General features: G+C 65.1%; 15 protein-coding genes. 11 read left to right on the top strand and 4 right to left on the bottom strand.

Translation table 11 applies throughout. The features are described from left to right. Positions 1–8: 8 nt before the first annotated feature. From ACIGJE_RS09000 to trmB, 7 genes are all read left to right on the top strand, one after another. Positions 9–1,043 (top strand): PhoH family protein, encoded by a 1,035-nt coding sequence (locus ACIGJE_RS09000; protein ID WP_311942903.1) that lies wholly within the window; start codon positions 9–11, stop codon positions 1,041–1,043. Next, positions 1,040–1,543, top strand: coding sequence for an rRNA maturation RNase YbeY (gene ybeY, locus ACIGJE_RS08995; RefSeq protein ID WP_367625212.1), 504 nt, complete (start codon positions 1,040–1,042; stop codon positions 1,541–1,543). Before ACIGJE_RS09000 ends, ybeY begins: the two co-directional genes overlap by 4 nt. 11 nt (positions 1,544–1,554) lie before the next feature. Continuing rightward, positions 1,555–2,694 carry a transporter associated domain-containing protein gene (locus tag ACIGJE_RS08990; RefSeq protein WP_415080335.1) on the top strand — a complete coding sequence of 380 codons (1,140 nt, stop codon included), beginning with the start codon at positions 1,555–1,557 and terminating at the stop codon, positions 2,692–2,694. 47 nt (positions 2,695–2,741) lie between these two features. After that, positions 2,742–4,301, top strand: coding sequence for an apolipoprotein N-acyltransferase (gene lnt / locus ACIGJE_RS08985; protein ID WP_483680228.1), 1,560 nt, complete (start codon positions 2,742–2,744; stop codon positions 4,299–4,301). Positions 4,302–4,531: 230 nt separating this feature from the next. Beyond that, positions 4,532–4,945: a helix-turn-helix domain-containing protein gene (locus ACIGJE_RS08980; protein ID WP_068288091.1), complete on the top strand. Its 414-nt coding sequence runs from the start codon at positions 4,532–4,534 to the stop codon at positions 4,943–4,945. A gap of 205 nt (positions 4,946–5,150) precedes the next feature. Next, positions 5,151–6,347, top strand: coding sequence for a methionine adenosyltransferase (metK, locus tag ACIGJE_RS08975; RefSeq protein WP_068288087.1), 1,197 nt, complete (start codon positions 5,151–5,153; stop codon positions 6,345–6,347). A gap of 155 nt (positions 6,348–6,502) precedes the next feature. Then, positions 6,503–7,240 (top strand): tRNA (guanosine(46)-N7)-methyltransferase TrmB, encoded by a 738-nt coding sequence (trmB, locus tag ACIGJE_RS08970; RefSeq protein WP_311942916.1) that lies wholly within the window; start codon positions 6,503–6,505, stop codon positions 7,238–7,240. 29 nt (positions 7,241–7,269) lie between these two features. Here trmB and ACIGJE_RS08965 read toward each other — a convergent pair whose 3' ends face one another. Then, positions 7,270–7,893, bottom strand: coding sequence for a TetR/AcrR family transcriptional regulator (locus tag ACIGJE_RS08965; protein WP_367625214.1), 624 nt, complete (start codon positions 7,891–7,893; stop codon positions 7,270–7,272). A 131-nt stretch (positions 7,894–8,024) separates the two neighbouring features. On the opposite strand from ACIGJE_RS08965, the gene ACIGJE_RS08960 reads away from it, so the two are divergent. Both ACIGJE_RS08960 and ACIGJE_RS08955 read left to right on the top strand, forming a co-directional pair. Then, the gene (locus ACIGJE_RS08960; protein WP_311942922.1) at positions 8,025–8,486 is read left to right on the top strand and encodes an ABA4-like family protein; all 462 of its coding nucleotides are present in this window, start codon (positions 8,025–8,027) and stop codon (positions 8,484–8,486) included. Continuing rightward, entirely contained in the window at positions 8,483–9,337 is an 855-nt protein-coding gene (locus tag ACIGJE_RS08955) for a hypothetical protein (RefSeq protein ID WP_311942925.1), read from the top strand. The genes ACIGJE_RS08960 and ACIGJE_RS08955 overlap by 4 nt, the downstream gene beginning before the upstream one ends. A gap of 15 nt (positions 9,338–9,352) precedes the next feature. Here ACIGJE_RS08955 and ACIGJE_RS08950 read toward each other — a convergent pair whose 3' ends face one another. Beyond that, positions 9,353–9,859: an SRPBCC family protein gene (locus ACIGJE_RS08950; RefSeq protein WP_149253855.1), complete on the bottom strand. Its 507-nt coding sequence runs from the start codon at positions 9,857–9,859 to the stop codon at positions 9,353–9,355. A 171-nt stretch (positions 9,860–10,030) separates the two neighbouring features. Between ACIGJE_RS08950 and ACIGJE_RS08945 the strand changes: the two genes are divergently transcribed. Then, positions 10,031–10,774 (top strand): alpha/beta hydrolase, encoded by a 744-nt coding sequence (locus ACIGJE_RS08945; RefSeq protein ID WP_483679844.1) that lies wholly within the window; start codon positions 10,031–10,033, stop codon positions 10,772–10,774. 13 nt (positions 10,775–10,787) lie between these two features. Here ACIGJE_RS08945 and ACIGJE_RS08940 read toward each other — a convergent pair whose 3' ends face one another. Next, complete coding sequence (locus ACIGJE_RS08940; protein WP_311942932.1) at positions 10,788–11,267, bottom strand: MmcB family DNA repair protein; 480 nt, start codon at positions 11,265–11,267, stop codon at positions 10,788–10,790. Further along, entirely contained in the window at positions 11,264–12,793 is a 1,530-nt protein-coding gene (gene rpoN, locus ACIGJE_RS08935; RefSeq protein ID WP_311942935.1) for an RNA polymerase factor sigma-54, read from the bottom strand. Before rpoN ends, ACIGJE_RS08940 begins: the two co-directional genes overlap by 4 nt. 221 nt (positions 12,794–13,014) lie before the next feature. Between rpoN and upp the strand changes: the two genes are divergently transcribed. Next, positions 13,015–13,644, top strand: coding sequence for a uracil phosphoribosyltransferase (gene upp, locus ACIGJE_RS08930; protein ID WP_068288071.1), 630 nt, complete (start codon positions 13,015–13,017; stop codon positions 13,642–13,644). Positions 13,645–13,719: the final 75 nt, after the last annotated feature.

The raw sequence follows: 13,719 nt of genomic DNA, 5'->3' as shown, positions 1-13,719 counted from the left end.
GGACACGCATGACAACGCAAACCCCACCCCTGCCGACGACAGAAGCTCCCGCGGAAATCGTCACGGCCTTCGAGGATAATCGCCTGGCCACGCTGCTCTTCGGCCAGCACGACCAGAACCTCGCCTTCATCGAGCGCAAGCTCGGCATCGAGGCGACGGCCCGCGGCAACCACGTTGCCCTGCGCGGCGCCAAGGACAGCGTGGAACAGGCCAAGCGCGTGCTGGAGAGCCTGTATCAGCGCCTGCGCTCCGGCCAGCAGGTGGCGCTGGGCGATGTCGACGGCGCGTTGCGCATGGCCGCCTCGCAAGGCGTGCTGTTCACGCCGGAAGGCAAGCCGAAAGTAGCGACGACCGGCGGTGCAGCCTCCGTCGGCACCCGCAAGAAGACGATTGCCGCCCGTACCCCGGCGCAGGACGCCTATATCAGGGCGCTGCAGAAGCATGAGCTCGTCTTTGCCACCGGCCCGGCAGGTACCGGCAAGACCTATCTGGCGGTCGCCCACGCCGCGGCGCTGATCGAGAAGGGCGAGGCCGACCGGCTGATCCTGTCCCGCCCTGCCGTCGAGGCGGGCGAGAGGCTCGGCTTCCTGCCCGGCGACATGCGCGAGAAGGTCGACCCCTATCTGCGCCCGCTCTATGACGCGCTCTACGACATGATGCCGCCGGAACGCGTCGAGCGCGGCCTGACCTCGGGCATGATCGAGGTGGCGCCGCTGGCGTTCATGCGTGGACGCACGCTCGCCAATTCGGTCGTGCTGCTGGACGAGGCCCAGAACTGCACCTCGATGCAGATGAAGATGTTCCTGACGCGCCTGGGCGAAGGCTCGCGCATGATCATCACCGGCGATCCGACCCAGATCGACCTGCCGCCCGGCCAGAAATCGGGCCTGATCGAGGCGATCGACCTGTTGAAAGACATCCCGGAAATCGCCATCTGCCGATTCAACGCCGCCGATGTCGTGCGCCATGAACTGGTTGCCAAGATCGTGCGGGCCTATGAAGCCAAGGATTCCAGCAAGCCCTCGGGCGACACCAAGTCATGACCGATGCCATTACCATCGAGATCGCTCAGGAGAGCGAGCTCTGGCAGGACCTCGATGCCATCGAGGCCCTGATCACGCGCGCCGTGGCCAGGGCCATCGATGTCGCGGCGCTTGCCCATGCACCGGGAGCCGAACTTTCGATCGTCCTGACCGACGATGCCTCCATCCGCGAAATCAACGCCGAATGGCGTGGCAAGGACAAGCCCACCAATGTTTTGTCCTTCCCGCAGGCGGTGGGAGAAGCCATCGCGACGGCGCCGATGCTGGGCGACATCATCTTTGCCCATGAGACGATCGCGCGGGAAGCCGAGGAAACTTCCGTGAGCTTTGCCGACCATCTCAGCCACCTCACCGTGCATGGCCTCCTGCATCTGTTCGGCCATGACCATTTGAACGATGCCGAAGCCGAGGTGATGGAAGCGCTGGAAGTGCGCATTCTCGCCGAGCTCGGCATCGCCAATCCCTATGCCGACGCGCCCTTGTTGCGCGAAGCGAGCTAACATCCAGAGCCATGTCCGACAGCAACGATCGAAGTAGCAGCCAAGCCGGCACCACCCAGGACACCCAGCATGAGGGCCTGTTCGGGCGGATCAAGTCCGCGCTCGGGCTGAAATCGGCCCCCTCCATCCGCGAGGACCTGGCCGACGCGCTCGAGAATACGCGCGCCGGCGAGGATTCCAGCTTCTCTCCGGAGGAGCGGGCCATGCTCAAGAACATCCTCGGCCTGCGCGGCAAGCGCGTCGATGACGTCATGGTGCCCCGGGCGGATATCGTGGCCGTGCCGCTCGACATTTCCCTGGGTGACCTGCTCAAGGTGTTCCAGACAGCGGGCCATTCGCGCCTGCCCGTCTACAACGAAACGCTGGACGATCCGCGCGGCATGGTGCACATCCGCGATTTCGTGGCCTGGCTGGCGTCGCGGGCCGCCATTGCCGCCCGTCGCAGCCGCAAGGTCCGCGAGAGCGAAACCGCCAGGGACGGCGAGGCCGTCAAGCCCTCGCCCAAGGAAGCGGCCCTCGCCCTGGGCAACATCACCCTGTCGACGCCGCTCAGTTCGGTGAAGTCCCTGACCCGAAACGTGCTGTTCGTCCCCCCTTCGATGCCGCCGATCGACCTGCTCGCCAAGATGCAGGCCACCCGCACCCAGCTCGCTTTGGTGATCGACGAATATGGCGGCACGGACGGTCTGGTCTCGATGGAGGACATCGTCGAAATCGTGCTCGGCGACATCGAGGACGAGCATGACGAAGATGACGGCGACATGATCGTCGCCTCCGGCGAAGGCATCTTCACTGCCGATGCCCGCGCCGATCTCGAAGACGTCGCAGCCGCCATCGGCCTGGAGATGCATGAGGACGAGATCGAGGCCGATGTCGATACGCTCGGAGGCTGGCTGGTGACACTGGCCGGCCGCGTACCGGTGCGCGGCGAGATCGTGCAGGGACCGGGCCAGCTCGAATTCGAGATCCTCGATGCCGATCCGCGCCGGGTGAAGCGGGTCCGCATCCACACGGCCGGCAGCGGCATCACCCGGCCGCGCGACGGGCGCAAGCGCGAGAAGAAGACGGTGTCCCCTGCCGATGAAGCGGCCGCAGCCGCCGATGGCGAGAGGACCCCGGCGAACGAAACCAGCGGCGACGGCGCCACGTGATCGCTGCACTTGCGTCCCGTCTGGCCGGGCTGAGGGGCTGGCGACGCATGGCCGTCGCCTTCCTGGCAGGTGCCCTCGCGGCGCTGGCCATGGCCCCGTTCAATGCCTTTCCGGTTCTGGCCGTCAGCTTTCCGGTGGCAATCTGGCTGCTGGACGGCGTCGCCTTCCCTGCGCCGGAGAATCCGTCCCCCCGTTTCTGGCGCAGCATCGGCTCGGCGGCTCGGCTCGGCTGGTGCTACGGCTTCGGCTATTTCCTGGCCGGGCTGTGGTGGATCGGCAATGCCTTCCTCGTCGATGCCGACCAATTCGCCTGGTTGCTGCCCTTCGCAGTGGTACTCCTGCCTGCCGGCCTTGCTTTCTTCCACGCCGCCGGGTTTGCGCTGGCGCGGTTGCTATGGTCACGGGGAATTGCCCGCATCCTCGCCTTTGCCGTCGCCATGGCCGCTGTCGAATGGCTGCGCGGCCATATCCTGACCGGCTTTCCCTGGAACCTGTTCGGCTATGCGCTCGCCGAGGAACTTCATCTGGCGCAGAGCCTGTCCCTGATCGGGGCCTATGGGCTCACTCTCGTCGCACTCGTCCTGTTCTCCACGCCTGTCGCCTTGGTGCGGCGAGGCGGCTGGCGCTGGCCGGCCCTGTCCGTCGCTGTCCTGGTCGCGATGGCGGCCTTCGGCGTATGGCGCCTCGGCCAACATCCCACCAGCTTCGTCGACGGGGTGCAACTGCGCATCATGCAGCCCGACCTGCCGCAGGATGCCAAGTTCAATCCGGCCCTGCGCAACGAAGTGCTGACGCGCTATCTCGCGCTGTCGCGCCAGCCGGCCGCCGACGGCAGCGACGGCCTTGCCAAAACAACCCATCTGATCTGGCCGGAATCGGCCTTTCCCTTCCTGGTGGCGCAGGATCCCGAGGCCCTCAAGGTGCTCGGCGACCTGGTGGCGCCCAAGGCCGTGCTGCTGACGGGTGCCGGCCGGGCAGAGGAAAATCTCGACGACGGCAGCTGGCGCTTCTTCAATTCGCTGCACGTCATCGACGCCACCGGCACCATTATCGGCAATTACGACAAGGTGCACCTCGTCCCCTTCGGCGAATATCTGCCCTATCAATCCGTGCTCGAATCCCTCGGTTTCGAGCAATTGACCAAGCAGCGTGGCGGCTTTTCGACCGGCCCCGGCCTGCGCACGCTCGACATTCCCAACGCGCCGCCCGCCGGCATCCTGATCTGCTACGAGGCGATCTTTCCGGGCGAGGTGATCGATCCGGCCAACCGTCCGGGCTGGCTGCTCAACGTCACCAACGACGCCTGGTTCGGCATCACCCCGGGGCCCTACCAGCATTTCACCGAGGTAAGGGCGCGCGCGATCGAGGAAGGCCTGCCCGTGGTCCGCGCCGGCAACAACGGCATTTCGGCCGTAATCGACCCGGTGGGGCGCATCGTCGCCAGCCTGCCGCTCGGCACCAGCGGCGTGCTCGATTCGCGCCTTCCCACCACCTTGCCACCACCGCTATTTGCCACGGCCGGCACCAGCATTATTGCCGGATTGTTTCTGATTGCCTTAATCGGCGCCGGCCTTGGTTGTCGAAACCATCGCCGACAGCTGCGATAACACATATTTGTTACAACCGCGCCAAGCGGAAAGCGCGAGACTGACTGGATTTTCCCGCATAAGGAGGTATAGTCACCCTGTTGGTTGCAGGATGCATTTGAACTACTTCAGATTGCGCTGCCGTAATTGTATCTCTGGCATGCCGTGCTTCCGCCACGTTGCGGCCGCAATTCATTTTCAAATTCGTCGCTGTATTTTCAAATATTTGCTAGTGACCTGGAGTTAATATTATGATCAAGAAAGTACCCAATCCCATTGATCAGCACGTCGGCAGCCGCGTCCGTATCCGGCGTGTCCTGGTAGGCATGAGCCAGGAGAAGCTCGGCGAGGCACTTGGCCTTACTTTTCAGCAGGTACAGAAATATGAAAAGGGCACCAATCGCATTGGTGCGAGCCGGCTGCAGCAGATCGCCTCGATCCTGGGCGTCACCATTTCCTTCTTCTTCGAGGGCCTGCCGCCCGAAACCGGCGCCGTGCACACGGCTGAACATGCCGACGAGAGCGATACCTCGCACGTCATCGAATTCCTGTCGACCACCGAGGGCCTGCAGCTGAACAAGGCCTTTGCCCGCATCAAGGATCCGAAGGTGCGCCGCCGGGTCGTCGATCTCGTCTCCACGCTCAGCCAGGAACACGCAGCCTGAGCCACGGAACGGGCCAATAAAGCGCCCCTGTGACTTCGATGTGCCTTTGTCGGGCTTGGCGATGCCGCCAAGCCAGGAAGTGTGATGGAAAATCGCGCCGCGTTCCTTTAAACGAACAAAACGTACGATTTGCCGCTTGACGACGAAGCTTCCCCTCGCCAAAACGGGACAATACCGAGTTCCATTTTGGCGTGGAGAAACATTCGTGTCCCGTTCCGACTATTTGTTTACCAGCGAGTCGGTCGCTGAAGGCCACCCCGACAAGGTCTGCGATCGCATCTCCGACGAAATCGTCGACCTGTTCTATCGCGAGGCCGCCAAGACCGGAATGGACCCCTCCCAGGTGCGCGTCGCCTGCGAAACCCTCGCCACCACCAACCGCCTGGTGATCGCCGGCGAATATCGTGGTCCCGAGACCGTCACCAAGGGCAAGATCAAGAGTGCCGCCCGCCGCGCCGTCAAGGCGATCGGCTATGAGCAGGACGGCTTCCACTGGAAGAAGGCCAAGATCGAGGTCCTGCTGCACGGCCAGTCCCCCGACATCGCCCAGGGCGTCGATATTTCCGGCAACAAGGACGAAGGCGCAGGCGACCAGGGCATCATGTTCGGCTATGCCTGCCGCGAGACGCCGGAGCTGATGCCGGCTCCGATCTATTACGCCCACAAGATCCTCGAGGACATCACCAAGGCCCGCAAATCGGGCGAACTTGGCATGCTCGGCCCCGACGCCAAGAGCCAGGTCACGGTGAAGTATGAGAACGGCAAGCCGGTCGGCGTGACGCAGATCGTGCTCTCCACCCAGCATCTCGACGAGAAGCTCACCTCCGGCGACATCAAGAAGCTGGTCGAGCCCCATATCCTCAAGACTCTGCCGGAAGGCTGGGTCACCAAGGACACGGTCTGGCACGTCAATCCGACCGGCAAGTTCGTGGTCGGCGGCCCGGACGGCGATTGCGGCCTGACCGGCCGCAAGATCATCGTCGACACCTATGGCGGCGCGGCCCCCCATGGTGGCGGCGCCTTCTCCGGCAAGGACCCGACCAAGGTCGACCGCTCGGCCGCCTATGCGGCGCGCTACCTCGCCAAGAACGTGGTAGCGGCCAAGCTGGCCGATCGCTGCACCATCCAGCTCGCCTACGCCATCGGCGTTTCCGAGCCGCTGGCGATCTATGTCGACCTGCACGGCACCGGCAACGTCTCCGAGGAGAAGGTCGAGAAGGCCCTGCGTGACGTGATGAGCCTGACGCCCCGCGGCATCCGCGAGCATCTCAACCTCAACAAGCCGATCTACGCCCGCACCTCCGCCTATGGCCATTTCGGCCGCAAGTCGGCCCGCGACGGCGGTTTCTCCTGGGAGAAGACCGATCTCGCCGACGCGATCAAGAAGGCCGTGCGCGCCTGATCTGCCGCGAGCCGTCAACGCAAAGCCTTTCCCGCCCGCCGGGAGAGGCTTTTTTCATAGCATTTTGCGATTTGACGGCATCATCCGGAATCGCAATGACGCTTCCGACCAAAATGTTGGAGTAGATTGCGTCCAAACGCGCTTTCCTCTGGTGGATGTGGGCCGTGACTGAAGACGACAAGGACAAATTCGGCGAGGGCACGGATGCCCCGCCTCGCGGCCACGGCGCCTTCTTCGGCCGCCGCAAGGGCAAGACCCTGCGGCCGGGGCATGCCGACCTGATGTCCGCTTCGCTGCCGCAATTGCGTCTCGACCTGACCGCGCCGCCTCCCGCCGATCTTGCTGGCCTCTTCCCGGAGCCTGTCGGCGAGGTCTGGCTCGAAATCGGCTTTGGCGGCGGCGAGCACCTCACCCAGCGCGCTGGCGAGAATCCGCAAATCGGCTTCATCGGCTGCGAGGCCTATGTCAACGGCACCGCCAAGATGCTGGCGCAGATCGAGCAGAACGGGCTCGCCAATATCCGCCTGTGGGACGACGACGCCAAGGCGGTGGTGGACTGGCTGCCGGCCGGCTCGATCGCACGCATCTATCTGCTCTATCCCGACCCCTGGCCCAAGCGGCGCCACCGCAAGCGCCGCTTCCTGGGCGAGGAGATGCTGACGCGCCTGGCTCGTATTCTCAAGCCGGGCGGAGAGCTGCGCTTTGCCACCGACATCGACGACTATGCCGCCTATGCCCTGGCGCGCGTGGCGCGCTCGTCCGAGTTCGAATGGACGGCCGAGCGCCAGGCCGACTGGCTGACGCCGTGGGAGGGCTGGCGCTCCACCCGCTACGAAGCCAAGGCGCTCCGGGAAGGTCGGCGGGGCGCCTATTTCACTTTCAGGAGGATCTAGGTTCTCCTGGGATCGCGCAGGCGGACTGCCTATCGCGCTGTGAGGCGGGCCAGCACGCCTTCCAGGGCGGCATCCGCCGCAGCCTCGCCTCCGCCCTTGAGGGGCCCGTCGAGCTGCCCCGCCAGCAGGAGATGGGCATAGCCGTGCACGACCGACCAAGTCTGCAGCAAGACGTCGAGCTGGTCACGCTCGAGCGGGCCGTCGCCGGCCTTGGTCACCAGGCGAATGGCGGTCTCGAGCTCGGCGAAAGCCTCCTGCCCGGCAGCCCTCAGGGCCGGGTCCGCGATATTGAGGCGATGCCGGTTGAAGGTGAGCCGGAATCTCTCCGGATATTGGCGAGCGAATGTGACATAGCCGCGCCCGATCGCCCGCAATCGGGCCTCCGGCTCGTCGATGCCGGCGCGGGCTCGACGCATGAAGAGCGTGAGCGTCTCGAATCCCAGCGCCGCCACCGCGGTCAGGAGGCCGGCTACGTCGCCGAAATGATGCGCGGGCGCGGCGTGGGAGACCCCCGCGCGGCGGGCACACTCCCGAAGCGTGAAACCCTCGACACCGCGTTCGGCCAGGACGAGTTCAGCGGCCGCCAGCAGCGCGGCCCGCAGGTCACCGTGATGATAGCCGGCCTTATGCGCCGTCGATCCCTGTTGCTCCACTTCCTACCCGCTCCATACCACCGGTGCCACCGCGCCATTGCGCGGCGCGAGCGTCACTATCCGCCACGATCTTGACAATGTCAAAATAGCTGCCATCCTTATCTTGACACTGTCAAGTTGAGGATACCGACATGGCTCTCGACCAGGCGTTCACGCTCGATCAGATCTTCTCCGGTGCCGGGATGCTTGCTCTCTGCGGCTGGATCGCGCTTGCCCTGTCTCCCTTGCGTCCGGCCCTCGCCCAGCTGATCGCCGCCAGATTCGTTCCGATCATGCTCGGTCTTGCCTATGCCGCCCTGCTCTTTCGCTTCTGGGGCGAAGCCGCAGGCGGCTTCGGCTCTCTCGGCGATGTCGGCGCGTTGTTCAGCCATCGCGGCCTGCTCCTGGCCGGCTGGCTGCATTACCTCGCCTTCGACCTGTTGGTCGGAGCCTGGGAGGTGCGCGAGGCGAGACGGTCCGGATTGCCGCATCTGGCCGTCCTGCCCTGTCTCGCGCTCACCTTCCTGTTCGGCCCCATCGGCTTCCTGACGTTCCTGGCCCTGCGCAGCGTCTGGCTGCGGGGCCTCTCGCGCCGTCAAGGAGAACCCGCATGACGACGAACACGCCCAGCCTTCGCCTTGCCTGCCGCCCGCATGCGTTTGCCTGGCGAGTGATGGATGAGTTGCTGCGACGCGAGCGCCTGCTGGCACAAGGCGGCTTCATCATCCTGGCGCTGATGGTCCCGACCCTCATGGCCCTGGCGATCGACGGCAGGACGCTCAATGGCATCTCGGTCTGGGTGAAGCCGCTGAAGTTCCAGCTCTCGGTCGGCCTCTATCTCCTGACGCTGGCCTGGTTCATCGGCGCCTTGCCCGAAGAGACGCGCCGCGGGCGGGCAATCAGGATCCTCGTCACCCTCGGCCTTGCCGCGAGCACCTTCGAGATCGGCTACATCAGCCTCCAGGCCGCCAGGGGTCTTGCTTCGCATTACAACGTGGCCGATCCGTTCCATCGGCTGATGTACACATTGATGGGCATCGGCGCGATGACGCTCACGGCCCTGAGCCCTGCCTTGGCGGTCTTGCTGCTGCGACACCGCCCGCAGGCCTGGTCGACCGCCTTCTGGCTGTCGGTCCTGCTCGGTCTGACGCTTACTTTCGTGCTGGGCGCAGGCTCGGGCAGCGTCCTTTCCGCCGGCAATGGCCACTGGATCGGCGGCATTCGCAGCGATGCAGCGGGCGTGCCGATCTTCGGCTGGTCACGCACGGGCGGTGACCTCAGGGTGGCCCATTTCCTGGGCCTGCACGTCCTGCAGATCCTGCCCGTGCTGGGCCTGGCCGCGGAACGCTGGGTGAGCGGCCGCACAGCCATCTTCATCGTCAGCGCAGTTGCGTTCGCCTATGGTGCGGCCACCCTCTTCGTCTTCATCCAGGCCTTGCGCGGCATTCCCTTCATACCCGCGTGAGGACAGGCGACCGGCTCACTTCTTGCGGCCGAACCAGCCCTTCTTTTCCGGCTCGGCCGGAGCCTCCTCGCCTTCCGGCCTGGGCGAGATCGCCTGCCCGAACTTCTCGAAGAAGTCGCCGGCCAGCTTCTTGGCGGTGCCGTCGATCAGGCGCGCCCCGAGCTGGGCGATCTTGCCGCCGACATCGGCCTTGGCGTCGTAGTGGAGGATGGTGGCGTCCTCGCCATCAGCCTCGAGGCGCACCGTCGCTCCGCCCTTGGCAAAGCCGGCGACACCGCCCTGCCCCTCGCCGGAAATCGTGTAGCCATTGGGCGGATCGAGGTCCGACAGCGTGACCTTGCCGTTGAAGGAGGCCTTGACCGGCCCGATCTTCAGCACGGCCTTGGCGGTCATCTCCGTCGGCGAAACCAGCTCGATCGACTCGCAGCCCGGAATGCATTGCTTGAGGATTTCGGGATTGTTCAGGCCTTCCCAGACCTTCTCGCGCGAAGCCTCGATGCGCTGCGAACCGCTCATATCCATGGAACTGCTCCTCCCGGGCCATATGCCCTTTCGCTTCATAGATCATGACCGGCCGCAGGGGAGCAAGACAAGGATGTAAATTTGATGCCGTCCACTGCCGCTAGGCCCTGCCCGTAATCCAGCCGCAACCCTTGCCTCCTATCGAGGGAGGAAACAGGAACCGTTCGAATCATGAGCTGGAACACATCGCCTTGCAGACGAGGGGCCTTCGCGCTCTGTTTCCTCGGCCTTTTCCCCCTAAGCGGGCCAGCCCTCGCCCAGACAGCTGCGATCGCCAGCGGTGGCGAGACCGTAACCGTCGCCGGCATCGATAACATCCTGATCCGGCATCCCCATGCCAAAGGCAGCCTCATCCTGCTCACCGGCGGTGACGGCAGGCTCGATGTCGGCCCCAACGGCCGGTTTCGCAGCGGCGCCGACAATGTCCTCATCCGCAACCGCGATGCTTTTGCCGCCAAGGGCTATAACGTCCTGCTGGTCGACAAGGGCACCAGCCTCGCCACCGCAGTCGATACCATGGCGGGCCTGAAGCGGCCCGTCACGCTCGTGGCCACCTCCGCCGGCACGCCGCGAGCGGCCGAGGGCCTCCTGAAGGGCGCCAGGCCCGACCGGCTGGTGCTGACCTCCGCTTTCCTCAGCCAGGACTCAGGGCCGTCCCGGAGCGTCATGGCGATGCTCGGTTCCCCCAGGCTGCTGCCGCCCACGCTCGTCGTGCATCATCGCCAGGATGACTGCCGCTTCACCAGGCCGGCCGGCGTCGCGCCCTTCCAGGCCTGGGCCGGGGAGCGGGTCACGGTGAAATGGCTGGAGGGCGGCCTGCAAACCGGCAATCCCTGCCGGTCCCGCGCGCATCACGGCTTCAACGACCAGGATGCGGAACTGGTCTCGCTCGTCACCTCATTCGCCGGGCAATAACGCCTTCGGGGCATCACTCGCCAAAGCCGAAGGCGCCTTCGGGATCCATGGCCTGGTGCAGCCGTCCCGCTGCGAGGCGGGCGAGCAGCAGGGTGAGGACCTTGCGCGTCGGCGCGGCAAGGCGCTGCTCGGGGGCCTCGGTCAGCAGCGTGCCGCCATAGGCGTCGGCCACGATGTGGCCGGCTGCCTCGGGAAGCAGGGCCAGCGGAAAATCCGGGCCGACGGCGAAGAACAGCCGGTCGCAATAGGCGAGATACTCCGGCCATTTCTGATCGACCTGGAAATCCGTCACCGAGGACTTGATTTCCACGATCCAGATCTCGCCCTTGCGCCCGACCGCGAGGAGATCGGCACGGCGGCCATTGGGCAGCGTCACCTCCGGCACCGGCGTCAGTCCGTATTGGCGCAGCAGCCGGCTGGCACCGCGCTGGATCGTCAGGGCCATCGCGGACTGGCGGCCATCAATGGGCAGGACCGGCAAACCGCTCGTCATCGTCCCGCCTTCTCCCGCCGCCTTTCCACCGAGGAGGCGATCCGCATGGATTCGCGGTATTTGGCCACGGTACGCCGGGCGATGTCGATGCCATCCTTGCGCAGCAGCGCGACGATGGTGTCGTCGGACAGGATGGCATCGGGCGCCTCGGCGTCGATCATCTGGCGGATGCGGTGGCGCACGGCCTCGGCCGAATGCGCCTCGCCCCCTTCCGCGTTCGAGATCGAGGCGGTGAAGAAATATTTGAGCTCGAACAGCCCGCGGGCCGAGGCGATGAACTTGTTGGCGGTAACACGCGACACCGTGGATTCATGCATGCCGATGGCATCGGCCACGGTCTTGAGATTGAGCGGACGTAGATATTGCACGCCGAGGGCAAAGAAGGCGTCCTGCTGGCGCACGATCTCGGTGGCGACCTTGAGGATGGTGCGCGCCCGCTGTTCCAGGCTGCGCGTCAGCCAGTTCGCCGTCTGCAGTGCCTCGGTCAGGAAGGTCTTGTCCGCCTCACTGCGGGCCGTGCGCGCCACCCGGGCATAGTAGTTCTGATTGACCAGCACGCGCGGCAAGGTGTCGGGGTTGAGCTCCACCATCCAGGTCCCGTCCGGCGCGGCGCGCAGGAGGACGTCGGGCACCACCGGCTGAACCGGCGTGGAGCCGAAGGCCAGGCCCGGCTTGGGCGTGAGGCCGCGCAATTCGGCGATCATCTCCGCCACATCCTCATCGTCGACTCCGCACAGGCGCCGCAGGGCCGGGATGTTGCGCTTGGCCACCAGTTCCAGATTGTCGAGCAGCGTCGCCATCGCCGGGTCGAGCCGGTTGCGCTCCTTGAGCTGGAGCGCGAGGCACTCCTTCAGCGAACGGGCGCCGATGCCGCTCGGTTCGAAGCCCTGCACGATGGCGAGCACGGCCTCCACCTCCTGCAGCGGCGCCCCCAGGCGTTCGGCGAGTTCCGCGAGATCGCCGACGAGATAGCCGGTCTCGTCGATCATATCGATGATGAAATGGCCGATCAGCCGGCGCCCGGGATCGCGGGTCGCCAGGTTGAGCTGCGTCTCCAGATGATCGGCCAGCGAAAGATCAGCCGCAGCCATGCCCTCGTAATTGACGTCCTCATCGCCGCCATGCCCGCCCGCGCCGACATTCGACCAGGACGAGACATAAGGATCGCTGCCGGCCAACTGCTCGATGGCCGCCGGCGCCTCCTGCCTTTCGGCGGGCCGCTCGTCGGGAAAGACGTTGTCGAGATCGGTGCCGAGCCCCGCTTCCATCGCCTCGCGCGAGGGGGCCATGTCGTCCTTGAGCCAATCCCCCGCAGCAGGATCGCTGGGCGCTGGCGCAAGTGTCTCCGGTTCACGCGAGGTCTCGCCATCGGCGCGGTCCAGGATCGGATTGCGCTCCAGCTCCGCCTCGACATAGGCGGTGAGATCGAGGTTGGATAGTTGCAGAAGCTTGATCGCCTGCATCAGCTGCGGCGTCATCACCAGCGACTGGGTCTGGCGGAACTCAAGCCTTTGCGACAACGCCATGAACGCGCACGATCCTGATTATTGGTCTTGTTGCGGGCAGCATCCTGCATGGACCGCGGCCAGAAGCAAGTTTCACGCCAGATTTTTCGATGCGCAAGCTTGCAAAAACGGAAAACCTTAAGCCTAAGCCGCGACGAAAGGCGTGGAAGGCGCGCTATGATGCCTTACCCCGGCCGAGAAATCGGCTAGGTAAAGGGAGAATGTGAAGAAGGGAAACTCCGATGGAAGGCGTCATCGTCGTCGATCACCCGCTGGTGCAGCACAAGCTCACTTTGATGCGCGACAAGAATCGCTCGACCAAGGGGTTCCGGCAGTTGCTCAACGAGATCGGCCGCCTGCTCTGCTACGAGGTTACCCGCGATCTGCCGCTGGAAATGGTCGAGATCGAGACGCCCCTGACCAAGATGCAGGCGCCGCGCGTGGCCGGCAAGAAGCTGGTGCTGGCCCCGATCCTGCGCGCCGGCGAGGGCTTCCTCGAAGGCATGCTCGACCTCGTGCCCTCGGCTCGTGTCGCCCATATCGGGCTTTATCGTGATCCCGAAACACTGAAGGCCGTTGAGTACTACTTCAAGGCACCGCCCGATGTGGCGGAGCGCCTGGTGATCGTACTCGACCCGATGCTGGCCACGGCCAATTCCGCCGTCGCCGCCATCGAGCGGCTGAAGGCGCGCGACGTCAAGGATATCCGCTTCGTCTGCCTGCTCGCTGCGCCCGAAGGCATCAAGCATCTGCGCGAGGCCCATCCCGACGTGACGATCTGGACGGCGGCGATCGACAGCCACCTCAACGACCACGGCTATATCGTGCCGGGCCTGGGCGATGCCGGTGACCGCATCTACGGAACCAAGTGAGGCGGGCCGCTTCCTTGATCAGCCCTTAATTGGTTGCCATCCTCGCCGAGTTCACATTGTTTCCGCGGCGGCCCC

The sequence above is a fragment of the Labrys sp. E2SS-1L genome (assembly GCF_057073705.1).
Note: the sequence above shows the minus strand (reverse complement) of the source record. Positions and strands in the feature narration are given on the sequence as shown.